General features: G+C 66.7%; 21 protein-coding genes. 12 read left to right on the top strand and 9 right to left on the bottom strand.

Going from position 1 to position 26352, the window contains the following annotated elements; all coding sequences use genetic code 11:
- The first annotated feature begins 18 nt into the window (after positions 1-18).
- Positions 19-1665, top strand: coding sequence for a chaperonin GroEL (groL, locus tag SOM18_RS16770; RefSeq protein WP_031394280.1), 1647 nt, complete (start codon positions 19-21; stop codon positions 1663-1665).
- A 197-nt stretch (positions 1666-1862) separates the two neighbouring features.
- Here the strand turns inward: groL and SOM18_RS16765 are convergent, their stop codons facing one another.
- Entirely contained in the window at positions 1863-2939 is a 1077-nt protein-coding gene (locus SOM18_RS16765) for a mannose-1-phosphate guanylyltransferase/mannose-6-phosphate isomerase (RefSeq protein ID WP_081874210.1), read from the bottom strand.
- Between the two features lie 161 nt (positions 2940-3100).
- Here SOM18_RS16765 and SOM18_RS16760 point away from each other — a divergent pair, with 161 nt between their 5' ends.
- The 5 genes from SOM18_RS16760 to SOM18_RS16740 are packed head-to-tail and all read left to right on the top strand — an operon-like array spanning position 3101 to position 10789.
- Complete coding sequence (locus SOM18_RS16760; protein ID WP_037530057.1) at positions 3101-4489, top strand: TIGR03013 family XrtA/PEP-CTERM system glycosyltransferase; 1389 nt, start codon at positions 3101-3103, stop codon at positions 4487-4489.
- Positions 4490-4496: 7 nt separating this feature from the next.
- Complete coding sequence (gene prsK, locus SOM18_RS16755; protein ID WP_031440093.1) at positions 4497-6557, top strand: XrtA/PEP-CTERM system histidine kinase PrsK; 2061 nt, start codon at positions 4497-4499, stop codon at positions 6555-6557.
- The gene (gene prsR / locus SOM18_RS16750) at positions 6554-7933 is read left to right on the top strand and encodes a PEP-CTERM-box response regulator transcription factor (RefSeq protein WP_031440092.1); all 1380 of its coding nucleotides are present in this window, start codon (positions 6554-6556) and stop codon (positions 7931-7933) included. The genes prsK and prsR overlap by 4 nt, the downstream gene beginning before the upstream one ends.
- The gene (locus SOM18_RS16745) at positions 7926-9941 is read left to right on the top strand and encodes a tetratricopeptide repeat protein (protein ID WP_320481999.1); all 2016 of its coding nucleotides are present in this window, start codon (positions 7926-7928) and stop codon (positions 9939-9941) included. The genes prsR and SOM18_RS16745 overlap by 8 nt, the downstream gene beginning before the upstream one ends.
- A 38-nt stretch (positions 9942-9979) precedes the next feature.
- A complete protein-coding gene (locus SOM18_RS16740) occupies positions 9980-10789 on the top strand; it encodes an ATP-binding protein (protein ID WP_320481998.1) in 810 nt (269 codons plus the stop codon).
- A 42-nt stretch (positions 10790-10831) separates the two neighbouring features.
- Here SOM18_RS16740 and SOM18_RS16735 read toward each other — a convergent pair whose 3' ends face one another.
- Both SOM18_RS16735 and SOM18_RS16730 read right to left on the bottom strand, forming a co-directional pair.
- A complete protein-coding gene (locus SOM18_RS16735; protein WP_031440089.1) occupies positions 10832-11086 on the bottom strand; it encodes a hypothetical protein in 255 nt (84 codons plus the stop codon).
- Positions 11087-11173: 87 nt separating this feature from the next.
- Positions 11174-12949 carry an ABC-F family ATP-binding cassette domain-containing protein gene (locus SOM18_RS16730; RefSeq protein WP_031440088.1) on the bottom strand — a complete coding sequence of 592 codons (1776 nt, stop codon included), beginning with the start codon at positions 12947-12949 and terminating at the stop codon, positions 11174-11176.
- Between the two features lie 110 nt (positions 12950-13059).
- On the opposite strand from SOM18_RS16730, the gene SOM18_RS16725 reads away from it, so the two are divergent.
- From SOM18_RS16725 to SOM18_RS16715, 3 genes are all read left to right on the top strand, one after another.
- Positions 13060-13383, top strand: a complete 324-nt coding sequence (locus SOM18_RS16725; RefSeq protein WP_031440087.1) for a hypothetical protein — start codon at positions 13060-13062, stop codon at positions 13381-13383.
- A gap of 34 nt (positions 13384-13417) precedes the next feature.
- Entirely contained in the window at positions 13418-14083 is a 666-nt protein-coding gene (locus tag SOM18_RS16720) for a response regulator transcription factor (RefSeq protein ID WP_031393490.1), read from the top strand.
- 100 nt (positions 14084-14183) lie between these two features.
- Positions 14184-15494, top strand: a complete 1311-nt coding sequence (locus SOM18_RS16715; RefSeq protein WP_031440086.1) for an ATP-binding protein — start codon at positions 14184-14186, stop codon at positions 15492-15494.
- On the opposite strand, the gene SOM18_RS16710 is transcribed toward SOM18_RS16715, so the two are convergent.
- The gene (locus tag SOM18_RS16710; RefSeq protein WP_031440085.1) at positions 15495-16493 is read right to left on the bottom strand and encodes an LLM class flavin-dependent oxidoreductase; all 999 of its coding nucleotides are present in this window, start codon (positions 16491-16493) and stop codon (positions 15495-15497) included.
- 124 nt (positions 16494-16617) lie between these two features.
- Between SOM18_RS16710 and SOM18_RS16705 the strand changes: the two genes are divergently transcribed.
- Genes SOM18_RS16705 through SOM18_RS16695 form a run of 3 tightly spaced genes read left to right on the top strand, consistent with a single transcriptional unit; the run spans position 16618 to position 18822 of the window.
- Positions 16618-17283, top strand: coding sequence for a pyrimidine 5'-nucleotidase (locus tag SOM18_RS16705; RefSeq protein ID WP_031393493.1), 666 nt, complete (start codon positions 16618-16620; stop codon positions 17281-17283).
- The gene (dapD, locus tag SOM18_RS16700) at positions 17280-18101 is read left to right on the top strand and encodes a 2,3,4,5-tetrahydropyridine-2,6-dicarboxylate N-succinyltransferase (RefSeq protein ID WP_031440084.1); all 822 of its coding nucleotides are present in this window, start codon (positions 17280-17282) and stop codon (positions 18099-18101) included. Before SOM18_RS16705 ends, dapD begins: the two co-directional genes overlap by 4 nt.
- 13 nt (positions 18102-18114) lie before the next feature.
- Positions 18115-18822: a CPBP family intramembrane glutamic endopeptidase gene (locus SOM18_RS16695; protein WP_081874208.1), complete on the top strand. Its 708-nt coding sequence runs from the start codon at positions 18115-18117 to the stop codon at positions 18820-18822.
- Here the strand turns inward: SOM18_RS16695 and SOM18_RS16690 are convergent.
- From SOM18_RS16690 to SOM18_RS16670, 5 genes are all read right to left on the bottom strand, one after another.
- Positions 18819-19595 (bottom strand): ABC transporter permease, encoded by a 777-nt coding sequence (locus tag SOM18_RS16690; protein WP_031440082.1) that lies wholly within the window; start codon positions 19593-19595, stop codon positions 18819-18821. The two genes, SOM18_RS16695 and SOM18_RS16690, sit on opposite strands and share 4 nt — an antisense overlap.
- Complete coding sequence (locus tag SOM18_RS16685) at positions 19592-20521, bottom strand: ABC transporter ATP-binding protein (protein WP_031440081.1); 930 nt, start codon at positions 20519-20521, stop codon at positions 19592-19594. Before SOM18_RS16685 ends, SOM18_RS16690 begins: the two co-directional genes overlap by 4 nt.
- 169 nt (positions 20522-20690) lie before the next feature.
- Complete coding sequence (locus tag SOM18_RS16680; RefSeq protein ID WP_031440080.1) at positions 20691-21401, bottom strand: DsbA family protein; 711 nt, start codon at positions 21399-21401, stop codon at positions 20691-20693.
- A complete protein-coding gene (locus SOM18_RS16675; RefSeq protein WP_031440079.1) occupies positions 21398-22753 on the bottom strand; it encodes a M48 family metalloprotease in 1356 nt (451 codons plus the stop codon). Before SOM18_RS16675 ends, SOM18_RS16680 begins: the two co-directional genes overlap by 4 nt.
- A gap of 196 nt (positions 22754-22949) precedes the next feature.
- Entirely contained in the window at positions 22950-25898 is a 2949-nt protein-coding gene (locus tag SOM18_RS16670; protein ID WP_414712136.1) for a ribonuclease E/G, read from the bottom strand.
- Between the last annotated feature and the right edge of the window lie 454 nt (positions 25899-26352).

Raw genomic sequence — 26352 nt, 5'->3', positions numbered from 1 at the left:
TTTGAAAGGGTAGCTGACATGGCTTCCAAGGACGTAAAATTCGGTCGTGACGCGCGCGAGCGCATCCTCCGCGGCGTCGACATCCTCGCCGACGCGGTCAAGGTGACCCTGGGGCCCAAGGGCCGCAACGTCGTCATCGACAAGAGCTTCGGCGCACCGCGCATCACCAAGGACGGCGTCACCGTCGCCAAGGAGATCGAGCTCAAGGACAAGTTCGAGAACATGGGCGCGCAGATGCTGCGCGAAGTGGCCTCGAAGACCAACGACATCGCCGGTGACGGCACGACCACCGCGACGGTTCTGGCACAGGCCATCGTCCGCGAGGGCATGAAGTCGGTCGCAGCGGGCATGAACCCGATGGATCTGAAGCGCGGCATCGATCTCGCCGTCGTCAAGGTCGTCGAGGACGTCAAGGCGCGTTCGAAGCCGGTTTCGGGTTCAAAGGAAGTGGCGCAGGTCGGGATCATCTCGGCCAACGGCGACCGTGAAGTCGGCGAGAAGATCGCCGAAGCCATGGAGAAGGTCGGCAAGGAAGGCGTGATCACCGTCGAGGAAGCCAAGGGTCTCGAATTCGAGCTCGACGTCGTCGAAGGCATGCAGTTCGACCGCGGCTATCTCTCGCCCTACTTCATCACCAACCCCGAGAAGATGACCGTCGAGCTTCAGGATCCCTACATCCTGATCCACGAGAAGAAGCTGTCGAACCTGCAGGCGATGCTCCCGATCCTGGAAGCCGTCGTTCAGTCCGGTCGTCCGCTCCTGATCATCGCCGAGGACATCGAGGGTGAGGCACTCGCCACGCTCGTCGTCAACAAGCTGCGCGGCGGCCTGAAGGTCGCAGCGGTCAAGGCACCCGGCTTCGGCGATCGCCGCAAGGCGATGCTCGAGGACATCGCGATCCTGACCAAGGGCGAGATGATCTCGGAAGACCTCGGCATCAAGCTCGAGACCGTCACGCTCGGCATGCTCGGCACCGCCAAGCGCGTCACGATCGACAAGGACAACACCGTCATCGTCGACGGTGCCGGCGATCACGAGACGATCAAGGGCCGTACCGAAGCGATCCGTCGCCAGATCGAGAACACCACCAGCGACTATGACAAGGAGAAGCTCCAGGAGCGTCTTGCCAAGCTCGCCGGCGGCGTTGCCGTGATCAAGGTCGGCGGTTCGTCGGAAGTCGAAGTCAAGGAGCGCAAGGACCGCGTCGACGACGCGCTGCACGCAACCCGCGCAGCCGTCGAAGAGGGCATCGTCCCCGGTGGTGGTACGGCGCTGCTGTACGCGACCAAGGTGCTCGACGGCCTGACCGGTGCGAACGAGGACCAGACTCGCGGTATCGACATCGTTCGCAAGTCGCTGACCGCTCTGGTTCGCCAGATCGCGCAGAATGCGGGTCATGACGGTGCGGTGGTTTCGGGCAAGCTGCTCGACGGCAACGACTCGAACATCGGCTTCAACGCCGCGACCGACACCTACGAGAACTTGGTGGAAGCCGGCGTGATCGATCCGACCAAAGTCGTCCGCACCGCGCTGCAGAACGCGGCATCGGTCGCAGGCCTCCTGATCACGACCGAAGCGGCCGTGAGCGAAATGGCCGAAGACAAGCCCGCCATGCCCATGGGCGGCGGCGGCGGCATGGGCGGCATGGGCGGCATGGACTTCTGATTTCGAACGGGAGGAGCGACGCTCCTCCCGACACGAAATCAGAACGGCCGGCGGGCTGGACGGCGAAAGCCTCCAGTCCCGTCCGACGAAAAGGGCCGGCTTTGCCGGTCCTCCGTTCCGACCAAGACGACCCAAAGCAAAAGGGCCGGGGAGCGATCCCCGGCCCTTTGTCCGTCCTCACTATTGCCGAAAAAGCCTCAGCGGTTCTTCATCGCCGCGATCAGCTTCTTCACTTCCTGGCTGCGACCCCGCGGCATGATCAGCACGTCGTTGCCGCTCGCCACCACGATCAGGTCCTCGACCCCGACCAGCGCGACCTTGACGCCGTCGCTGCGCACCAGACAGTTCTTCGTGTCGATCGCCAGCACGCTGCCGTCGCCATCGCCGCGATGCGCATTGCCGTCCTCGTCGCGCGCGCTGATCGCATGCAACGCGTCCCAGCTGCCGACGTCGTTCCAGCCCATCGCCACCGGCACCACCGCGACGCGGTCGGCCTTTTCCATGACCGCATAGTCGATCGAATCATCGGGCGACGCGGCAAAGGCCTCGGCATCGGGATAGACCCGCGTGCCTTCGCGGCGGGCGAGCTTCATCGCATCGGTCGTCGCGACCAGGATGCCGGGATCATGCTGCGCCAGCGCGGCGAGATAAGCATCGGCGCGGAACAGGAAGATGCCGCCATTCCAGGCATGATCGCCCGAAGCCAGCATCGCCTCCGCCTTGTCGAGCGGCGGCTTCTCGACGAAGCGCGCGACGCGGTGGACACCCGCGGCCAGCTCCTCGCCGACCTGGATCCAGCCATAGCCGGTTTCAGGCGCGTCGGGGGCGATGCCGAACGTCACCAGCCAGCCCTGCGCGACCATCGGCAACGCCGCGGCGATCGCGGCGTGGAAGGCGGGCAGGTCGGCGATGACGTGATCGGACGGCATGACGAGCATCGCGTCGCCGCTGCCGGCACCGGTCTCGCCCGCGGCGATCGCCGCCAGTGCGATCGCGGGTGCGGTGTTGCGGCCCATCGGCTCGAGGATCAGCGCCTGTGCCTCGGCGCCCGCGTCTGCCAGCTGCGCTTCGACCAGATCGGCGTGCGCGGCGTTGGCGACGACGATCGGCGCGGCGAAACGTTCGCCCTGCGCGCGGCCTGCGGTCAGCTGCAACATGGTCTGGTCCGCGGTCAGCGCGAGCATCTGCTTGGGCATTTCGGGACGCGACATCGGCCACAGCCGGGTGCCGGAACCGCCGGACAGAATCACGGGTATAATCGTTCGAACTGTCATGCGACCTCCACTCGGGAGACCGTATAACGACCAATCCGGGACTTCCAATCGCAAACCACCCCGCCAGCGCGCGGTCTTCAGCCTTTGTTTGCGAATTGGTGCAAAGAGACAGCTAGGTGTCGGGTGCGTTTACAGTCACCCTGTCGGGATCCCGCCGAACGATGATCAGGCTCTTCAAACACTACGTCCCCTATGCGGTGCTGCTGCTCGGCATCGTCGACGCCGTGTTGCTGGTCGTGGCGGGGGAGATCGGCTGGGTGGTCCGCGCGCATCAGATCGGCATGGCGGTCGAGCCGATCCACACGCGCGTGCTCCAGCTTGCGACCTTTGCCGCGGCGTTGCAGATCGCGCTGGTCGCGGTCGGTGCCTATGGCGTCGCCTCGTTCCTGTCGCTGCGGTTCGCCGCCGCGCGGCTCGCGGTCGCCTTCTCGCTCGGCGTGATCTTCCAGTCGCTGATCTTCTTCCTGGTCCCCGCGCTCACCTTCTGGCGGTCGAACCTGCTCTATGCGACACTGATCGCCGCAGTCCTGCTGGTGACGGTCCGCGCGGTGCTCGGCCGCGCTCTAGGCGGCGACACGTTCAAGCGACGGATCGTCGTGCTCGGCGCGGGCCATCGTGCCGCACGCATCCTCGCTCTGTCGCAACAGCCTGGGATCAACTTCGTCGCAGCGGGCTTCGTCGCGATGGGCGAGGCGGAGGCCGTGGTCGACGGTGCGATTCCGCGCGCCGACATCCCGAACCTGGCGGCGCATATCGTCGACCTGAACGCAGGCGAAGTTGTCCTCGCGCTCGAAGAGCGGCGCAACGCGCTGCCACTCAAGGATCTGCTCCGTGTCCGCACGACCGGCGTCCAGGTCATCGAGATTTCGACCTTTCTCGAACGCGAGACCGGGCGGATCGATCTCAACAGCGTGAACCCGTCCTGGCTGATCTTTTCCGACGGTTTCGCCAGCGGCCGGATGCTGTCGAGCGTGTTCAAACGCGCGTTCGACATTGTCGCCAGCCTGATCCTGCTGGCGGCCACGCTGCCGGTCATCCTGGTCACCGCGCTTGCGATCAAGCTCGAGTCACGCGGCCCCGCCTTCTACCGCCAGCGGCGCGTCGGCCTGTACAATCAGGGGTTCGACATCCTGAAACTCCGTTCGATGCGGCAGGATGCCGAGATTGCGGGCAAGGCGGTCTGGGCGGCGGAGGACGATCCCCGGATCACGCGGATCGGCCGCTTCATCCGCAAGGTCCGCATCGACGAACTGCCTCAGACCTGGACCGTGCTCCGCGGCGAGATGAGCTTTGTCGGCCCGCGCCCCGAACGGCCGCAATTCGTCGACGAACTTGAAACCCAGCTGCCTTATTACGCCGAGCGTCACATGGTGAAGCCGGGCATCACGGGCTGGGCGCAGATCAATTATCCTTACGGCGCATCGATCGAGGATGCGCGGCACAAGCTCGAATATGATCTGTATTACGCCAAGAATTATTCGCCCTTTCTCGACATGCTGATCCTTTTGCAGACGCTCCGGGTCGTCCTGTGGCCGACCGGCGCGCGCTGAACGTGGCATGATTGCGCTGCTGATCCTGTGGACGCATGCGCTGGCCGCGCTGCTGTTCGGCGCGCTCGTGTTCAGGCAGGCGCAGCGGCCGGCCGGCAGCTGGTCGAACGCGGCTTTTGTCGGCCCGCTCGTCCTGACGACGCTCTGGGCGCTCGCAGTCTCGGGCATCGACTTTCGCGACGTCAGCACCCGGATCGCCGAGAGCGCGCGCTCCATCGCCTGGCTCGGATTCATGTTCGCGCTCGTACGCCGGGAACGCACCGGCAACCGCGCGCTGGGTGCGGTCTATGGGACCGTCGTGGCGATCGCGGTGATCGGCGCGCTGCTCGCAGTCGTCGAACTGGTGCCGATGGATGCCGATGCGCAGGCCCAGACCGAGTCGGCACGGCTCGTGTTCGGGATGATGGTGGCGATCAGCGCGCTGGTGCTGGTCCATCATCTGCATCAGGCAGCACGGGCCTCGCCCGACGCGGCGTGGCACGGCGGGCGTCTGGTCGTGGTCGCGGTCACGATCATGTGGAGCGTCGATCTGCTGCTGGCTGTCAGCGCCTATGTCGCGCCGCGCTGGACGCCTGTGATCGTTGCCGCACGCGGTGTCGCGATGATCGGCATGGCGCTGCTCCTGCTCGTCGCGGTCACCCGTCGCGGCGACTGGACGTTCGCGGTGTCGCGGCGCGTCGCCACCCGGTCCCTCGGCGCGATCGCGGTGATTAGCTATGTCGGGATCACCGCCGTCGCGACCAGCGTCGCCGACGCCTATGGCGGCGATCATGCGCGGCTGATCCAGACCGCGATCATCTGCGGTGCGACCGCCGCGCTGTTCGGGCTGTTGGCTACGTCGTGGCTGCGCGCATGGGCGAAGGTGAAGATCGCCAAGCACCTGTTTCGCCATCGCTATGATTATCGCGCGGAGTGGCAGCGTTTCACCGAGACGCTGGGCGCACCGGGCGACGGCGCCGCGCCGCTCGACGGACGGATCGTGAAGGCGGTGGCGGACCTGACCGACAGCCCGGGCGGTCTCTTGCTCGTCCCCGACGGCCTCGGCATGAGCAGCGCCGCCGCCTGGAACTGGGAGATGGCGACGGCGCCGGCACCGATGTCGGATCGGGCGCTGGCCGTGCGTCTTCGTCTCAGCCCGCGGATCATCGAACTCGACCCCGTACGACACGGCACGGCCCCGGCGGAGGAAATTGCGAGCGTGCCGCACTGGCTCAGCGCGTGTCCCGCCGCCTGGGCGATCGTCCCTCTGGTGCATGGCGGTGCACTGGTTGGCGCGATCATCCTCGCCCGTCCGCCGGTCGATCGCGCGCTGGACTGGGAGGATTTCGACCTGTTGCGCGTCGCGGGCCGGCAGGCGGCGAGCTACCTTGCCGAGGACCGCGCGCATGCCGCGCTCGCGGACGCGCAGCGGTTCGACGAGTTCAACCGCCGCTTCGCGTTCATCCTGCACGACATCAAGAATCTCGTCAGCCAGTTGACGCTGGTCGCGCGCAACGCAGAGCGTCACGCCGACAATCCGGCGTTCCGCGTCGACATGGTTGCCACTCTTCAGGACTCAGCCGATCGCATGAACGCGCTGCTCGCCCGGCTTTCACAAACGCACGCGGCCCCCAGCGAGCCGTTCCAGCCTGTGGATGTCGCAGCACTGGTCAACCGCGTCGTCGGCGCGCGTCGCGCACAGCATCCGATCGCGGCACAGGCGACCGGACAGGTGGTCGCCCGTGCGCAGGCGGCACGGCTCGAACAGGTGCTGGGCCACCTGATCCAGAATGCGATCGAAGCGAGCGACCGCGACGCTCCGATCGTCGTCGCGGTTGCGGCGAACGGCGCGACCATCGCGATCGACGTGATCGACCAGGGGTGCGGGATGAGCCCGGGCTTCGTCCGCCATCAGCTGTTCCGGCCGTTCGCTTCGTCCAAGCCGCTGGGGTTCGGGATCGGCGCGTTCGAGGCACTGCAACTGGTCGAGGCGATGGGCGGGTCGCTCGATGTCTTCAGCCGGGAAGGTGAGGGGACGCGGTTCCGCATATCGTTGCCGGCGGCCGATGCGATGGAGGCGGCGGCATGAGCGCATCGGCATCCCCTGTGGAGGCGCGCCCGGTGCTTCTGATCGTCGAGGACGATCTCGGGCTGCAGCGACAGCTGCGCTGGGCGTATGAGGGCTATGAGATCGTCGTCGCCAGCGACCGCGCCACCGCGATCGAAGCGGTTCGTGCGCACGAACCCGCCGTCGTCACGCTCGATCTCGGCCTGCCGCCCGATCCCGACGGCGTCACCGAAGGCTTTGCGACGCTGCGCGAAATCCTCGCGCTGAAACCCGATACCAAGGTGATTATCGCGTCCGGGCACGGTGCACGCGAAAGCGCGCTGACCGCGATCGCGGAGGGGGCGTGGGATTTCTATGCCAAACCGATCGATATCGACGTGCTCGGGATGATCGTCGCACGTGCGTTCCACGTCCATGGCCTCGAGGCGGAGAACCGGCGGCTTGCGGCGCGGGTGGCAGCGAGCGGGACGGGATTTGGCGGCGTGATCGCCGCCTCGCCCGAAATGGCGCTGGTGACGCGGACGCTCGAACGGGTCGCGCCCGCCAATGTGGCGGTGATGCTGCTGGGCGCGAGCGGAACGGGCAAGGAAGTGCTCGCGCGCGGTATCCATGATGCGTCGCCGCGCGCGCGGGGCAGGTTCGTCGCGATCAACTGCGCGGCGATTCCCGAGACGTTGCTCGAAAGCGAGCTGTTCGGTCATGAAAAGGGGGCGTTCACCGGCGCGATCAAGACCACCGAGGGCAAGATCGAACAGGCGGCGGGTGGCACGCTGTTCCTCGACGAGATCGGCGACGTGCCGCTGACGCTGCAGGTCAAACTGTTGCGGTTCCTGCAGGAACGGGTGATCGAGCGGGTCGGCGGCCGCAAGGCGATCCCGGTCGACACGCGGATCGTCTGCGCGACGCATCAGGATGTCGACGCGATGGTCGCGACGGGCCGCTTCCGCGAGGATCTCTATTACCGGCTGGCGGAAATCGTCGTGCGGATCCCTTCGCTGGCCGAGCGCAGCGGCGACGCGGCGCTGCTCGCGCGGCATTTTCTGGCCAGATATGCCAAGACGATGAATGCCGGCGTGACCGGCCTCGCCCCCGATGCGCGCGCGGCGATCGATGGCTGGAGCTGGCCGGGCAATGTCCGCGAGCTCGAAAACCGGATCAAGCGCGCGGTGATCATGGCCGACGGCAAGCTGATTACCGCTGCCGATCTCGACCTCGGCGGTACCGCCGACACGGCCGATGGGCTCAACCTGCGGGCGGCGAGGGAGGTGGCAGATCGCAAGGCCATCCGTCGTGCGCTGAGCCGTGCCGGGGGCAATATCTCGAGCGCGTCCCGGCTGCTCGGGATCAGCCGGCCGACGCTGTACGATCTGCTGAAAAGCTATGATCTCCATGCGTGACCCGCGATATCCGCTGTTGCGCCGCAGACGCGCACCGCGGCGACGGCGTGTGTTCACGCGGAGCCATGCCCGTCTGCTGGCGATCGCGCTGCTCGTGGTGGCGGTCGCGGGGACGGCGACGCTGCTGACGCTGCGGCGCGATCCCCCCGATGCGCGACGCTTGCTCCGCGACGCGCGGATCACGCTGCAGTCGGGCAATTACAGCGCGGCCCGGTCCAATGCGCAGGCGGCGATCGCGGCGGCGCCGTCGAACGGGCCTGCGCATGTGGTCCTTGCACGCGCCCTGCTCGAACTGGGAGACGGGCTCGCAGCCGAGGCCGAACTGACCCGCGCGCGCGATGCAGGCATCGCGATCGCCACGCTCTACCCGTTCCAGGCGCAGGCGCGGCTGCTCCAGAATGACCCGGTCGGTGCGATCGAGGCGGCCGACCGCGCCGCACCGCGCCAGGCCGCCTATGCTCGCCGCATCCGCGCCGCCGCGCTGGCACTGCTCGGCAACGGCGCTGCAGCCCGCGTTGATCTTGGCCGCCTGGTGGCAGAGCAGCCTCGCGACGGGCGCAACTGGACTGCGCTCGGTCGCGTGGCGCTGGCTATCGGCGATGTCGGTACCGCCGCGGATGCTGCGACGCGCGCGGTCGCGCTGTTGCCGGATGAGCCCGCGGCGCTGACGTTGCAGGGCGAAATTGTCCGCCGGCGGTACGGCCTGGTCGCAGCACTCCCCTGGTTCGAGCGCGCGCTTGCACGCGATGCCTATTATCATCCGGCGCTGATCGAATATGCCGCCACGCTCGGTGATGCCGGGCGGTATCGCGCCATGCTGGCGGCGACGCGACGCGCGCAGCGGGCGCGACCCGGCAGCCCGCAGGCGCTGTATCTCCAGGCGGTGCTCGCGGCGCGCGCGGGCCGGACCGAACTCGCGCGCGGGTTGCTCCAGAAGACTGGCGGGGCGATCGACAGCATGCCCGGTGCGATCCTGCTCAGCGGTGTGCTCGACTATGCCGAGGGGCGGTTCGAACAGGCCGGCGCGATGTGGCGCGGTCTCGCGCGGCAACAGCCGCTCAACGTCAGCGTGCGCCGGCTGTTGGGCGCCGCGTTGCTGCGGTCGGATGATCCGCGCGGGGCGCGGGAGGTGCTGAGGCCGATCGTCACCCGTGCGGACGCCGACAGCTATGCGCTCGTGCTTTTCGCGCGTGCGGCAGCCGCCACCGCAACGACGGACCGTGAGCGCGAGGGTGTGGCGCAGGATCTCGATCGCGCAAACCGCGGTGCCACCGGGATGGCGACGGCCTTCGCGATCGACGATCAGGTCGGCACGCTCGACGCGGCGATCCTGCAGGTTCCGGGGGATCCGGGCGCTCTGCTGGCGGCGATTCGCGGCCGGATTCAAGCGCGCGCGCCGGGTGATGCGCTTGCCCGCGCCCGCAACCTTGCGCGGGCAAGCCCCGGCGCGCCCGCCGCCCAGTCGACGCTGGGCGACACCTTCGCGGTGGCGGGGCGTTACGCGGACGCTGCACCGCTCTATGCGCATGCCGCGGATCTCAGCTTCGACGAACCGACGATGCTGCGCCTGGTCGACGCGCTGAGCCGGGTCTCGCGCCAACGCGAGGCATCGACCGCGCTGGCCCTGTATCTTTCGCAAAATCCGCAAAGCCTGACCGGCCAGCGAATCCTTGGCCATTGGCACGTGATGGCAGGCAACTGGACCGCGGCGATCGAGACGCTCGAAGCGGTGCGCCGGCGGATCGGCAATCGTGACGCGGGGCTGCTGACAGATCTCGCGCGCGCCTATGCCGGGGCGGCGCCGCGTGACGGCGCAGATACGGCAGCGCTTCGCTATGCGCGCGCCGCCCATGCGCTTGCGCCGATGAATGCAGCGGCGACCGACGCCTATGGCATCGCGCTGGCGGGCGTCGGCAAGCTGGACGGTGCGCGGCAGGTGCTGACCAAGGCGGTAGCGCTGGCCCCCGGGGATCGCGCCATCGCCAGCCATCTCGCCCAGCTCCGTTAGACCTTGTCGCACGGCGGCGGTGCCGTCATGACCGCGCGATGACCGACCCGCTCGACAGGATCGCCGCCGCGCTCGAACGCCTCTCGCCGCCGCTGCCGCCAGTAGCGGACTGTCTGGCGTTTCCCGCCTATGTGTGGCGCAACCAGTCGCTCGTTCCGATCCGCGGTTTCGCCCCGCTGCCGCTCGATCTGCTTATCGGCATCAATCGGCAGAAGCACCTGCTGCTGGACATGGTCCGGCGGGTCGCCCGCGGCCACGCAGCGCATGACGTGCTGCTATGGGGCGCGCGCGGCACCGGTAAATCGGCGCTGGTGAAAAGCGTCGTCGCCGCGGTCCAGGCCGAACAGGGCAATGTCGCGCTGATCGAGATCGCCGACATGACCGCGCTGCCGGACCTGTTTGCGATGCTGGCACCCGTGGACCGCGCTTTCATCGTCTTCGTCGACGATCTCGGCATCGATACTTCGTCTGAGGCGCGTGTGCTGAGATCCGTGCTCGAAGGCGGTGCAGAGCCACGTCCCGCCAATGTGCGTCTGGCCGTGACGGCGAACCGCCGGCATCTGGCGCCACGCGATATCGCCGAACAGGAAAGTGCCATCAATCCACGCGATTCGATCGACGACCAGCTGGCGCTGGCGGATCGGTTCGGACTCAGTCTGGGGTTTCATGCCGTCGATCAGGACGGCTATCTGGCGATCGTCGCGGGCTATGCGGCGCTACACGACCTGCCATTTCAGCCCGACGAGGCCCTGACATGGGCAACGCAGCGGGGAAGTCGTTCCGGGCGTGTTGCCTGGCAGTATATCGTTGACTTGGCGGGGCGGTCCGGGCGCGCGATCAGCAAATAACGTAAAAAGGGCCGGCGCCTAAGCGCCGACCCTCAGAACAGCTTAGTTGCTGTCCGAATCGTTGTCGTTGTCGTCCTTGACGATGGCGACAACGCCGATCGCAACGACGCCAGCTGCGATCAGGCCGGCGATCACGCCAGCGCCTGCAGCCTTGTTCTTGCCGGTCGTTGCCGAACCGATGCGTGCCTTCGAAACCGACAGGCTCGACGCAGGGTTGGCAGGCGCAGCAACGGCTGCAACCGACGTGGACATCATAGCGATAGCGAGCGCGCTACCGGTCAGGTTCTTCAGCTTCATAAGACTCTCCAAAACGTACAATGGCGGGATGCTGCAACGCGGTAACATGTGTCAAGTTCCAAATGGTTCGGAACGGTTTAGCTGCCGCTATTCGCCAACCTGCTCCGCCAGTTCGAGCCAGCGGAGTTCCGCAGCCTCCTTTTCGGCGCGCGCCGCCTCGATCGCGGCGGTCAGCCTGGCGAAGGTCGCATTGTCGCGCATGTACAGGTTCGGCGCGGCAAGCTTTGCGGCATCGCTCGCGATCTGAGCGTCGAGCGCCTCGATCCGCTTGGGGAGCAACTCATAGTCGCGCTGATCCTTGTAGGTCAGTTTCGCGCGGGGCGCGGGGGCCGGCGGCGCGGTCGCGGCGACCTTCTTGGAGGCCCGCTTGCCGCTGGTCTGGGTCGCACGGCGCTTTTCCCAATCCTCATATCCGCCGGCGACGACATCGACGGTCCCGGACCCGTCGAGCCCGAGCGTGATCGTCACGGTCCGGTCGAGAAAGTCGCGATCATGGCTGACGATCAGGACGGTGCCGTCATAATCGCCGATCACCTCCTGCAACAGGTCGAGCGTTTCGAGGTCGAGATCGTTGGTCGGCTCGTCGAGCACGAGCAGGTTCGACGGCTTGGCGAATTCGCGCGCGAGCAGCAGCCGCGATCGCTCGCCACCCGATAGCGACCCGATCTTGGCGTCGACCATGTTCGGGTCGAACAGGAACTCCTTCAGATAACCGTGGATATGCTTGCGGACGCCGAGCACGTCGATCCAGTCGCCGCCATCGGCAACGACTTCGCGCACCGTCTTCTCGGGCGCCATCAGGCTGCGCTGCTGATCAATGACGACCGCATCGAGCGTCTTGGCGAGCTTGATCGTCCCGCCATCGGGTTCGATCTCGCCGGTCAGCAGCTTCAGCAGCGTCGACTTGCCCGCGCCGTTGCGGCCGACAATGCCGATCCGGTCGCCGCGCGTGACGCGCAACGTCAGGTCGCCGATGATCGTCCGGTCGCCATACGCCTTGGTGACGTGCTTCGCGTCGATCACGACCTTCGACTTGGTGTCATCGCTGCTGGTGACGAGGTTGGCCGAACCCTGCGGCCCGATCATCGAGGCGCGTTCGGCGCGCATCTCGTGCAGCTTGGTCAAGCGTCCCTGGTTGCGCTTGCGCCGCCCGGTGACGCCGCGAAGCAGCCAATGCTCTTCCAGCTTCAGGCGTGCGTCGAGCTTCTCGGCCTGGCGCTGTTCCTCGGCATAGACCTGTTCGGTCCACGCCTCGAATCCGCCGAAACCGATCTCCGCACGCCGGATCGCGCCGCGGTCGAGCCACAGGGTCTGCTTGGTGAGACGCGTCAGGAAGGTACGGTCATGGCTGATCACGACAAACGCGCCGCGGAAGCGCTTGAGCCAGTCCTCGATCCATTCGATTGCGCCGATGTCGAGATGGTTGGTCGGCTCGTCGAGCAGCAGCACGTCGGGGTCCTGCCCCAGCGCACGGACGATCGCCGCGCGGCGGCGCTCGCCACCCGAGGCGGATGCGGCTTCGCGCGACAGATCGATGCCGAGCTGATCGGCGATCGAGTCGGCTTCGTAGCTGACCGGCGCATCGTCGCCGCCCATCACGTAATCGCGCAGGGTCGCAAAGCCGCGCAGGTCGGGCTCCTGCTCGAGGATGACGACCCGCGTGCCTGGGACGATCGTCCGGCGGCCCTCATCGCCCTCGATGCTGCCGCCGAGCAGCTTGAGCAAGGTCGTCTTGCCCGCGCCGTTGCGCCCGATCAGCGCGAGGCGATCGCGCGGACCGATATGGATGTCGAGGTTGCGAAAAAGCCATCCAGAACCCTGGACAAGGCCGAGGCCTTCGAATGCGAGAATAGGTGCTGCCATGTCCGGGTCACCTAGGGTCGCCGGGTGATGCAGGCAAGTTACACTATGCTGTCGTCCTGCTGTCGCCCTCATTCACAGGCTGTTCAATGCGCCGGGCCTATGCCACCTCCATGAAGATGCTGCTGTTCCTGACAACTCTTGCTGCTTTCCCGATGCTGACGCCGTTGGCGGCGGGCGTTGCGGTGGCGCAGGCTCCCGATCAGCGACATGGCGACCAGCGTTCCGCCTTCGAAGCGCGCAGGACCGGCCGGTCGCTGTCGCTGCGCGAGATCGAGGCGCGGGTGATGCCGATGATGCAGGGCGCGCAGTATCTTGGCTTCGACTATGATGCGGGCAGCGGCATTTACACGCTGAAGTTCCTGCGCAATGGCAATGTGATCTGGGTCGACGTCGATGGCCGGACTGGCCAGATCATCGGCCGCACCGGCCAGTAGCCTGGCCGCGAGCAATTCAAGCGAGAGGATTATCATGCGCGTTCTGATCGTCGAGGACGAGCCGAATCTCGGGGCTCAGCTCAAGAATACCCTCGAGGGCGCCGGCTATGCGATCGACCTCGCAGTCGATGGCGAGGAGGGGCATTTCCTGGGTTCGACCGAGAATTACGACGCCGTCGTGCTCGACCTCGGTCTGCCCGAGATCGACGGCCTCACCGTGCTCGACCGCTGGCGCAAGGAGGGCAAGGTCATGCCCGTCCTCGTGCTGACCGCGCGCGACAGCTGGTCCGACAAGGTCGCCGGGCTCGATGCGGGCGCCGATGACTATGTGGCAAAGCCGTTCCAGAGCGAGGAACTCATCGCGCGCCTGCGGGCCTTGATCCGCCGTGCGAGCGGTAACGCCTCCTCCGAACTGACCGCCGGCGACATCCGCCTCGATACGCGCAGCGGCAAGGTGACGCGTGCGGGTGAGCCGGTGAAGCTGACCGCGCAGGAATATAAGCTGCTGAGCTATCTGTTGCATCACAAGGGCAAGGTCGTCAGCCGCACCGAATTGATCGAGCATATCTACGACCAGGATTTCGATCGCGATTCGAACACGATCGAGGTGTTCGTGACGCGTATCCGCAAGAAGCTGGGTCAGGACGTGATCACGACGATCCGCGGGCTTGGCTACAGCCTCGAAGATCCCGACGCCTGACCGACATGATTGCGCCGGACGCCTGATGAACACGCCCCCGCTGGCTGCCGACCTGCCGCTTCACGTGCAGGCCCGGGCGAAGGGATCGCTGTCGGGACGCATGATCCTGATCGCGGCGGTGTGGATCACGGTGCTGCTGGGGGCGGGCGGGTTTGCGCTCGACCGTGTCTTGTCGAGCGCGGTGACGCGCAATTTCGACGACCAGCTGGAGTATGTCCTCCGCTCGCTGCTGAGTTCGTCCGAGATCGGGCCCGAGGGCGAGGTGATCTTCACGCGCGAAGCCGCCGCCGACCAGCGGTTCCTTGAGCCCGGTTCCGGGCTGTACTGGCAGGTATCGGGCCGGGGGCGCGAGGATTTCCCATCACGCTCGCTCTGGGACCGCCGGCTGGCGTTCGGGTCGTCGCATGACGATCTGAACGTGCATTTCTACGACAGCAAACAGTTTCGCGACGAATCGCTGCGGGTCGTCGAACGTGACGTCGTCCTGCCCGGATCGAAGATCCACTGGCGCTTCCAGGTCGCGCAGGCTCGCGAAGGGCTCGATGCGCAGATCACGACGCTGCGGCGCACGCTGGTCCGCAGCTTCGCGCTGCTTGGCCTCGGCCTGATCATCATGGCCGCGATGCAGACCTTCTACGGGCTCTGGCCGCTGCGCCGTGTCCGCGAAGAGATTGCTCGGATGCGCGCCGGCCAGTCCAACCGGGTGGGCAGCGCGATGCCGATCGAGGTCGCGCCGATGGTCGAGGAACTGAACGCGTTGATCGAACATAACGAACGACAGGCCGAGGAAGCGCGACGGCATGCGGGCAATCTCGCGCATGCGCTGAAGACCCCGCTGACCGTGATCATGAACGCCGCGACCGCGCAATCGGACGATCTGGCCGATACCGTCATTCGTGAAGCGCGGACGATGCGGCGCCAGGTCGATCATCACCTCGCGCGTGCGCGTGCGGTCGGCCGGCGCGGCTCGGCGCATAGTCGTGCCGATGTCTGGCCAAGCCTCGAATCGGTCGAACGTGCGGTCGCCCGTCTGTATCGGCATGTCCGCATCGACATTACCGGCGACAAGACGCTCAAGGTTCATGTCGAACGCCAGGACCTCGACGAGATGCTCGGCAACCTGATCGAGAACGCCGCGAAATATGGCGGTGGCAGCGTCTTCGTGACGGTCGGCGCGCAGGCCGGGTTCGTCGAGTTCCTGGTCGAAGACGACGGCGTCGGGATCCCCGAGGAACAGCGCGTCCGCATCTTCGATCGCGGCGTGCGGCTCGATACGGGCAAGCCGGGAACGGGGCTGGGGCTCGCGATCGTCCGCGACGTCGCCGAGATCTACGAGGGCACGGTCGGGCTCGAGGAGAGTGAGGACCTCGGCGGACTCATGGTCCGCCTGAGACTGCCCGCCGCGAGCTGATCAGGCCGCGATCTTCAACTCCTGCATCGCGTCGGCGGTGATCGACAGGCTCCGCTTGCGCGCTTCGTGGTCGAAGATCGCACTCGTCACCATCACCTCGTCGACGCCGGTACGCTCGACGAACGCGGCGATCCCGCGCGCGACCTTGGCCGGACTGCCGACGGCCGAGCATTGCAGGACATGGTCGAGAATCTGGTTGCCTTGCGCGCCGAGCGAGTCGCGATAGCCCGCGACCGGCGGCGGCAACTGACGCGGATTACCGGTACGCAGCGCAACGAACGACTGTTGCTGCGAACTTGCAAGTAGTTCGGCCTCGGCATCGGTATCCGCGGCAAAGACGTTGAACCCTGCCATGACGTGCGGCTTTGCCAGTCGTGCCGAAGGGCGGAAATCGCGACGATAGATGGCGATTGCCGCATCAAGCGCATCAGGCGCGAAGTGCGACGCAAAGGCATAGGGCAGGCCGAGTGCGGCGGCGAGCTGCGCACCGAAGGTGCTCGAGCCAAGGATCCACATCTCGACATCCGCGCCCGCGCCCGGCGTCGCGACGATGCCGGTCTGGCCGTCATTGGCAAAATAGCTCTGCAGCTCCATCACGTCCTGCGGAAAGGCGTTGGCGTCGGTTTCGAGCGTGCGGCGCATCGCGCGGGCCACCCGCTGGTCCGAGCCGGGCGCGCGGCCGAGACCCAGGTCGATCCGGCCGGGGAACAGCGCGTCGAGCGTCCCGAACTGCTCGGCGATCACCAGCGGGGCGTGGTTCGGGAGCATGATGCCGCCCGATCCGACGCGGATCGTACTGGTCGCGGCGGCGATATGCGCGATCACGACCGCAGTCGCAGCAGAGGCGATACCGGTCATGCCGTGATGTTCGGCGACCCAGTAACGCTGGAATCCGACGCTCTCGGCATGGCGCGCGAGATCGGCCGCATTGGCGAGCGACTGTGAAACGGTGCCGCCTTGGACGACGGGGACGAGATCGAGCATGGAATAGCGTGTCATGCATCGGATATAGGTACCGAGCGGTAGCTTATCCAGTGTCCGCCAAATTTGCTGCGTAGCGCTTGGCGTGACCTGACCGCGCCGGCTTGTCCCTGCGCGCCGCGGTGCCTAGAGGTTCGCTCCGATGCTTGCCCGACTTGACCATGTCCGCAACTGGATCTTCGATCTGGACAACACGCTGTATCCGGCGAGCGCCGATCTGTTTTCGCAGGTCGACGCACGGATGACCGGGTTCATCCAGGACCTGCTCGGGCTCGAGCATGACGAGGCGCGGCGCGTGCAGAAGGGCTATTTCCACAATCACGGCACGACGCTGTCGGGGTTGATGACCGAGCATCACGTCGATCCGCACGCGTTCCTCGCGCATGTCCATGACATCGAGATGGACGTGCTGGAGCATGATGCGCCGCTGGTCGCGGCGATCGCCAAGCTGCCCGGGCGCAAGCTGATCTTCACCAACGGCGACACGCCCTATGCGCTGAAGATCCTCGACCGTCTCGGGCTTGGCGCGAGTTTCGAGGCGATCCACGACATCCATGCGATGGACCTGATGCCCAAGCCGCATGCATCGGCCTATGCAGGCTTTTGTACCGCGTTCGACATCGACCCCGCCCAATCTCTGTTCGTCGACGACATGGTCCGCAATCTGCTGCCCGCCAAGGCGATCGGCATGACGACGGTGTGGGTCGACAACGGGTCCGAACAGTCGCCGGGCGCGGAACGCGATCATATCGATTTCACCATCCCGGTGCTCGCGCCGTGGCTGGAAACCATCCTGGAGACATCATGAGCAGCCTGCAGACGATCATCGACGCCGCCTGGGACGACCGGGCAAATCTCGGTCTGGAGACGAAGGGCGAGATCCGCGATGCAGTCGACAGCGCGCTGGCGATGCTCGATGCGGGCACCGCACGGGTCGCGGAGCCCGTCGGCGACGGGTGGCAGGTCAATCAATGGCTGAAGAAGGCCGTACTGCTGTCGTTCCGCCTCAACGACAATGTCGTGATCGACGGCGGATCGGGCGGCGCACCCGCGTTCGACAAGGTGCCGTCGAAGTTCGCGGGCTGGGGCGAGGCCGAGTTCCGCGCGGCCGGCATCCGCGTCGTTCCCGGCGCGGTCGCGCGCCGCGGCAGCTTCATCGCCAAGGGCGCGATCCTGATGCCGAGCTTCGTCAATATCGGCGCCTATGTCGGTGAGGGCACGATGGTCGACGCCTGGGCGACCGTCGGATCCTGCGCGCAGATCGGCAAGAACGTCCATCTGTCGGGCGGTGCCGGCATCGGCGGCGTGCTCGAGCCGCTTCAGGCCGACCCCGTGATCATCGGCGACGGCGCATTCATCGGCGCGCGTGCCGAGGTCGCCGAGGGCGTTCGCGTCGGTGAGGGCGCGGTGCTGTCGATGGGCGTGTATCTGGGCGCGTCGACCAAGATCATCGACCGCGCGACCGGCGAAGTCTTCAAGGGCGAAGTGCCGCCCTATGCGGTCGTCGTGCCGGGTTCGATCGGCGGCGGGGACGGCAAGCCCGCGCTCTACTGCGCCGTGATCGTCAAGCGGGTCGACGCGCAGACGCGGTCGAAGACGAGCATCAACGACCTGTTGCGCGACTAATCCGGCCGCGGTGATGGTCGCGCAGACACTGCTCGCGATCGTCGCCGTCTACGTATTGGCGATCCTGTGGCGGGGGCGGACGTTCCGCGCTCGCCTGCCAACACGATCAGGGAGCGGCCCTGCAAAGCGTATGACGGCCTGGGCGGTCGGGTTGGCGGTGTCGTTCGGTCTGCCCGCTCTGATTGGCCTCGTACTGCTCGGCCAAAATCCGCTCGCGGCGGCGCAGCCGGCGGCAATCGCGCTGGTGCCGGACGACTGGCCGCGCCTGCCGATCGCGCCACTGATCCTCGGCATGGCGCTCGGCACGCTCGCGAACGCGGCGATCACGCATGCCTTGTGGCGCCGCGGCCGCCGCGCGTTCCAGATCGGCACCTTCCCCGATGTCCTGCCGAAGACGCGCAAGGACATTCTCCCGGCCATCGCCCTCGCGATCAGTGCCGGGGTCAGCGAAGAGCTGTTCTTCCGCCTGTTCCTCCCGCTGCTGATCGCGCTGGTGTCCGGCAGCGCGCTGGCCGGGACGATCATCGCCGCCCTCTGCTTCGGCGGGGTGCACCGCTATCAGGGGTGGCGCGGCGTCGTTGCGACGACGCTGTCGGGGGTCGCGCTGTCCGTGCTCTACGGCCTGACGAACAGCGTGTGGATGGCAATCGCGTTTCACATCGCAATCGACATCAACGCGCTGGTCGTGCGGCCGATGGCGCGCGGGGCGTGGCGCGCCTAGTTCTTCATCCGCCAGCCGGTCTTGAAGATCAACGCGATCACGATGAGGCAGGCGACGAGGAACGCCGCGGTCACCGCGAGGCTGATGCCGACCGCGACATCACCTTGCCCGAAGAAGCTCCAGCGAAACCCGCTGATCAAATAGACGACCGGGTTGGCCAGGCTGAGCGTGCGCCAGGGCTGGGGCAGCATGTCGATTGAGTAGAAGGCGCCACCGAGAAACGTCAGCGGCGTGATCAGCAGCGCGGGGACGAAGTTCAGCTGTTCGAAGCCGTTCGCCCAGACGCCGATGATGAAGCCGAACAGGCTGAACGCGACGGCCGTTAGGATCAGGAAGGCGAACATCGCGAACGGATGCGCGATATGCAGCGGTACGAAACAGGCGGCGGTCGCCAGGATGATCAGGCCGATGATCACCGACTTGGTGGTCGCCGCCCCGACATAGCCGATCACCATCTCCATCGCGGATACGGGCGCGGAGAGCAGTTCGTAGATCGTGCCGGTGAATTTGGGGAAGTAGATCCCGATCGATGCATTCGCGATGCTCTGCGTCAGCAGCGACAGCATGATGAGGCCGGGGACGATGAAGCTGCCATAGCCGACACCGCCGACCTCCTGCATCCGGCTGCCGATCGCACCGCCGAAGACAATGAAATAGAGCGACGTCGTGAGGACGGGGGTGACGAGGCTCTGCCACAGCGTGCGCAAGGCCCGCGCCATTTCGAACCGATAGATCGCCCAGACGCCGTGCCAGTTGAGGAAGGGGGTGTTCATGCGCGCTCTCCGACGAGATCGACGAAGATGTCCTCGAGGCTCGACTTGCTGGTTTCGAGATCCTTGAAGCCGATGCCGAGTTCGGCGAGCTTGCGCAGGAGCGAGGGGATGCCGGTATGGTCCGCCTGTGCGTCGAATACATAGCGCAGGCGCTTGCCGTCGTCCTGCAGCGACACGTCCCATTCGGCAAGCTCGGGCGGGATCGCGGTCATCGGCTCCTGCAACGCCAGATCGAGTTCGCGCTTGCCGAGCTGTTTCATCAGCGATGCCTTGTCGTCGACGAGCAGCAGTCTGCCCTTGTTGATCACGCCGACGCGGTCGGCCATTTCTTCGGCCTCCTCGATATAATGCGTGGTCAGGATGATCGTCGTGCCACCCTCGCGCAGGCGGTGGACGAGCTTCCACATGTCGCGGCGCAGCGCGACGTCGACGCCCGCGGTGGGTTCGTCGAGGAACAGGATCTCGGGCTCGTGGCTCAGCGCCTTGGCGATCAGGACGCGGCGCTTCATCCCGCCCGACAATTCCATGATCTTGGCATGGCGCTTGTCCCAGAGCGACAGGTCGCGCAGCACCTGTTCGATATAGGCGCTGTGGCCCGAGCGACCGAACAGGCGGCGGCTGAAGGTGACGGTGGCGAGCACCGTCTCGAACATGTCGACGTTCAGCTCCTGCGGGACCAGTCCGATGCGGCTGCGCGCCTGCTTATAGTCGTGGATCGCGTCGAAGCCCGCGACGGTAATCGTTCCAGCGCTGGGCGTGACGATTCCGCAGATGATGCTGATCAGCGTCGTCTTCCCCGCCCCATTGGGCCCGAGCAGCGCGAAGATCTCGCCCTTGCGGATGTCCAGGTCGACGGGGTGGAGTGCGGTGGTGCCGCTTTTGTAGGTCTTCGTGACGCCCGCAACGGACAGGATCGGTTCGGTCATTGGGGCCCCTTTTAAGTGAGGGGAAGATGGGGGCGGTGGGGTGTGAAAGTAAGGCCTGACGCGACCCCATCGTAATCCCCGCGGAGGCGGGGATCCATAAACTCGGACGTTCGCCAATATGGGTCCCCGCCTCCGCGGGGATGACGAAATGGGGATTTGCGAGGTCGGCCTATCCGGCGCGGGCGGCGGCGACCGCCTTTTGCAGGTCCTCGAGCGGCAGTGCACCGGACAGGATGCGGTCGCCAACCACCCAGCTCGGCGTGCCCGTCATGCCGAGCTTGGCCGCGGTCTCCATGTTCTTGCCGATCTCGGCATCGGCGGTCTTGGTGAAGCCTGCCGGATTGATGTCGACCCCGGCCTTCGCCGCTGCCGCCGCGATCGTCGCGTCGCTGACCTGACCGCCGGCGTAGAGCGCGTCGTGGAAGGCCGCGAATTTGCCCTGTTGGGCGGCCGCGAGGCTCGCGCGGGCAGCGACGCGGCTTTCCGCGCTGAGGATCGGCAATTCGCGAAAGACGACGCGGACCTTGGGGTCTGCGGCGATCAGCTTTGCGATCATCGGCAGGCTAGCGCGGCAATACCCGCAATTATAGTCGAAATATTCGACCAATGTGACGTCGCCCTTGGGATTGCCCGCCCAGGCGCTGCCGAACGGCGTGACGATCGCGTCGCGGTTGGCGGCGACCGTCTTGCCCGACTCGCGGTCGCGCAGTTTCTCCATCGCTTCGGGCAGGATCTCGGGATGCGCGAGCATGTAGTCGTGGACGATCGACTCGACCTGTGCGCGCTCGACGCCACCGCCCTGGCGATCATAGCCCCACACCGCGAATCCTCCCAGGACCGCCCCGACCGCCGCGATGGCGGGCAACATCATCTTGTTCATCGGCGCCGCTTATACTGCTTGGGATTGTCGTCCATCTCGTTCTGCGCGGCCATCGCGATATCCTGCGCGCGGATCCAGTCGGGGGTGTTTGCCGGGATGTTGGCAAGCGCATATTGCGCGCTGGCCGACGCGGTCCGCATGTCGCCGCCCATGCTTGCGCGCTCGGCGGTAGCGAGCGCCGCGCGAGCCGTATCACCGGTCAGCTCGTAGACGGTGCCCAGCTGCATCCAGGCGAACGGATTCTGATCGTCGCGACCGACCGCGGTGCGCAGGACCTTCGTCGCCTCGGGATAATTCGCCTTGTTCTCGGTCGCGATCAGCGCGTGGCCGAAGGTCGTGGCGATCAGCGGGTTGTTGCGCGAGCCCTCGGTCGCCTCGCGCAGCGGGACGAGCGACTCGACCGGCCTGCCCGCCTCGAGCAGGATCTGGCCCTTGATCTCGAGGAAATAGGGATCGTCGGGCTTCGCCTTGACCAGCGCATCCGCCTCGGCATCGGCTTTGTCGGGATAGCCCGATTTATGATAGGCATAAGCCCGGGCGTAATGCGCGTAGATCGACTGGTCGCTCGGCGGATAGCTTTGCAGCGTGCGCGGCGCGGGCAGGACATACCCGGCTAGCTTGGCCTTCACGCGGCGGAAGCGTTCCTCGAGCGCAGCATCGGGCTTGTTCGCCCAGGCGGGCGACGCCTGGAGATCCGCAGTCAGCGCCGAGACACGCTCGCCAGACAGCGGATGCGACTGCATGAACGGGTCGATATTGGCGGTGCCGAAGCGATATTCCTGCTGCTGCAGCTTCTTGAAAAAGCTCAGCATGCCGCGGCCCGTGACGTTCGCTTCCCGCAGATATTTCGCGCCGCTCGCATCCGCGGTGGATTCCTGCGTGCGGCTGAACGCCAGGTAATTGCCCATCGCGGCCTGTTGTCCGGCCGCCATGATCCCCGCGCCCGCCTCGCCGCTGCCCGCCGCCATCGCCGCCAGGCCGAGCACCATCGAGAGCAGGTACATGCCCATCGCGGGTTTGGTACCGCGATCGGAGAGCACGACATGCCCGTCGGCGATGTGGCCAAGTTCGTGCGCGATCACGCCCTGAACTTCGTTCGCATTGTCCGCCGCCTGCAGCAGACCCGAATGGACATAGACGGTCTGGCCGCCCGCGACGAACGCATTGATCGAGTCGTCGTTGATCAGCACGACCTTGACGTCGCGCGGCGACAGGCCCGCCGCGGTGATCAACGGGCCGGACATTTCGGCGAACATCGTTTCGGTTTCCGCATCGCGGAGGATCGACTGCGCCTGTGCGGGTTGCGCCCAGAGCAGGAGGGTGGCGGTCAGGGCCGCGACGAAGCGCTTCATATCGCGCAGTATCGTCGATCGGCGGCGGGGGAGCAATGGCGGGGACGACGACGTGGGCGGGTCCGACGCCCGATGGTGAGCCGCAGGACGTAGCACGACCCAAGCGGCCGATCGCCGGAACCAATTGGTCCGCGCGCCGAAATGAAAACGGGCGCGACCTTTCGATCGCGCCCGTCTCATCGGCTATGCTTCGGCGTCAGCCGAAGGTGCGCTGCCACCAGCCACGGCGCGGCGCGCCATCGGGGTCGTCGTTCGTGCCCGGCGCGTCGGCGTCCTGCGGCTGGACCTCGACCTGCGGCGGCGTGGTCTCGACCGGCGCGGCAAGCACCTCGCTGGTCGGGGCGGCATCGCCGGCCTCGATCACCGCGGCCTTGCGCGGCCGACCACGCGGCTTGGCGACCTTGGCAGGGGCCTCCTCGACGACTGCGGGCTCGACCACCGTATCGCTCGCCTTGCGACGGGCGCGCTTGGGCTTAGGTGCGGACGCCTCCAGTGTCTCGGCCGGCGTGGCGCCGACCTCGTCCATCGTCGCCTCGGCAACCGCCTCGCGACGACGCCGTGCAGGCTTGCGCGCGGGCTCCGCCGCGGCCGGTTCGGGAGCGGCCTGTTCCTGCGGCTCGGGCGTGACGGGCACTTCGGATACGACCGGTTCTGGTGCCATGGTCGTCTCGTCGGCCGTCTCGACCGGACGCGGCTTGCGACCCCGACGCGACTTGGGCGCAGTATCGGCGACCGGGTCGGCGTTGATCGTCGCGGCGGCCGCACGCGCGCGCGGGCGACGACGCATCTTGGGGGCCTCGGCGACCGGCGCGGACGGCGTCTCCTCGAACACCGGCTCGGCCTCGGACGTCTCGACCGGCGCAAACGCTTCCGGCTCGGGTGCCTCGGCGATCAGTGCCGCGGTGTCGATGCTGCTGACGGCAATCGACTCGCCCGTCTCGGTGCCGGTCTGCTCGCCGCCCTGCTCGTTGCGCCGACCACCGCGACGTCCGCGACGTCCGCGACGACGACGGCCTTCGCCTTCGACGCCGTTGGCCTGCTCGGCCGGAGTCGTACCCTCGATCTCCTCGCCACCGCCGACTTCGACGATCTCGCCGACGCCTTCGTCGATTTCCTCGACATTGGTGTCGACGTCCTCGAACGTGCCATCCTCGTTCGTACCACCGACGGCGCCGTCCTCACCTGGGCGTGCCCGGCCCCGACGACCGCGGCGGCGACGGCGCTTCTTGCCGCCCTCGCCATCGGCATCGCGGCCTTCACGCGGCGCGGCCTGTTCGCGTCCGCCTTCGCGGCCCCCCTCACGACGGCGCGGCTGCTCTGCCTCGGCCTCCTCGACCTCGTCCTCCTCGATCTCGTCCTCGATCTCCTCGGGAAGATCGTCCTCGTCCTCTTCGATGATCTGGACGAATTTCGGCGGGTGCGCGGGCGGCGGGCCGCTGGCCTCGACCGTCATGTGCGCGCCTTCCTCGTCCTGGCCGGGGATGATCTCGACGATCACGCCGTAGCGATCCTCGATCTCGGCGATGTCGGCACGCTTGCGGTTGAGGATGTAGACGGCCGCTTCCTGGCTCGCGCGCAGCGTCAGCAGCGAGCCGCGACCGCGGGCGGCCTCGTCCTCGATGAGGCGGAGCGCGGAGATGCCCGACGACGACGCGGTGCGGACGAGCCCGGTGCCCTCGCAATGCGGGCAGGCGCGGGTCGACGCTTCCAGCACGCCGGTGCGCAGCCGCTGGCGGCTCATTTCCATGAGGCCGAACGACGAGATGCGACCGATCTGGATGCGCGCGCGATCGTTCTTCAGCGCCTCCTTCATCGCCTTCTCGACCTTACGGACGTTGGAATTGTTATCCATGTCGATGAAGTCGATGACGACGAGCCCGGCCATGTCGCGCAGGCGCAGCTGGCGACCGATTTCCTGTGCGGCCTCGAGGTTGGTCGCGGTCGCGGTCTGCTCGATGCTGTGTTCGCGCGTCGAGCGGCCCGAGTTGATGTCGATCGAGACGAGCGCCTCGGTCGGGTTGATGACCAGATAGCCGCCCGATTTCAGCTGGACGACCGGATGGTACATCGCCGACAGCTGATCCTCGACGCCCGCGCGCTGGAACAGCGGCACGGGGTCGGCGTAATGCTTGATGCGCCGGGCGTGCGTCGGCATCAGCAGGCGCATGAACTCGCGCGCCTGGCGATAGCCGTCCTCGCCCTCGACGATGACCTCTTCGATTTCCTTGTTGTAGATGTCGCGGATCGCGCGCTTGATGAGGTCGCTGTCGCCGTAGACGAGCGCGGGCGCCGACGCCTTCAGCGTCGCTTCGCGGATCCCGTCCCACAGACGGGCGAGGTAATCGAAGTCGCGCTTGATCTCGACCTTGCTGCGCTGCAGCCCGGCGGTGCGGACGATGCAGCCCATCGAGGGCGGCAGCTGCATGTCGGCCATGATCGACTTCAGGCGCTTGCGGTCGCCCGCGTTGCTGATCTTGCGCGAGATGCCGCCGCCGTGGCTCGTATTGGGCATCAGCACGCAGTAGCGGCCCGCCAGTGACAGGTACGTGGTCAGGGCTGCGCCCTTGTTGCCGCGCTCTTCCTTGACGACCTGGACGAGCAGCACCTGACGGCGATGGATCACGTCCTGGATCTTGTAGCGGCGGCGCAGGTTCATGCGACGCTCGCGCAGATCCTCGACCGCGGCCTCGTCGCCGTTCGGCTTGCGCTTGCGACGCGGGGCTTCGCCGGTCTCTTCGCCGCCTTCGAGCTCCTCGGCGACGTCGGGATCTACCCCGCCATCGTCCTCGAAGCGCTCGATATCGTCCTCGTCGTCACCCTCTTCGTCGTCCGCGTCATAGTCGGCGCGCAGGGCGGCCTCCTCGGCGGCATGCTCGGCCTCTTCGCGGAGCAGCGCGTCGCGGTCTTCCTTGGGGATCTGGTAGTAATCGGGATGGATCTCGCTGAACGCGAGGAAGCCGTGGCGATTGCCGCCGTAATCGATGAACGCCGCCTGGAGCGACGGCTCGACCCGCGTGACCTTGGCGAGGTAGATGTTGCCCTTGAGCTGCTTGCGCTCGGCGCTTTCGAAATCGAATTCCTCGATCCGGTTACCCTTGACGACGGCGATCCGGGTTTCTTCCCGGTGGCGTGCGTCGATCAGCATACGCGTTGTCATAATAGATTCTCCGCGCGCGCGCCGGGCCTGATGGCAGCCGTCGCGCGCTTGATGGTGGTGCGGTCGGACACGGACGCCCGGACTCGCGGAAGGTATGCGAAACTGCCTCTGCTCGACGCGCATGCCGCGGGAACTCACCCTGCGGCGCCCGCACGACCGCGATCCCGTCGGCGAAGGCCGATCGGTGAGCGGGGCGGGGGGAATGCGTCATTCGAGCGTCAACCTGAAATTGCCGCGCCGTCGAGGATCCGAAGGCGGGCGTTGAGACCGGCGCGTCGCTGGCAAACTCTAGCGACGCACGGGTGCACGGCAGGACTAGCACCGCATTGCAGATCCCGCAACTGGCCCGGCGCGGGGCCGTCCGAAGCCTTGAAACCTGCCATTTTCACAGGCTGAATTTCCGGGCGGCGATCTGTCCGGCAGCCGCGCCGGCAGCCACGGA

The organism is Sphingomonas sp. CFBP9019, from assembly GCF_034045155.1.
GTDB lineage: Bacteria > Pseudomonadota > Alphaproteobacteria > Sphingomonadales > Sphingomonadaceae > Sphingomonas > Sphingomonas aerolata.
This window is presented reverse-complemented; position numbering and strand designations above follow the sequence as displayed.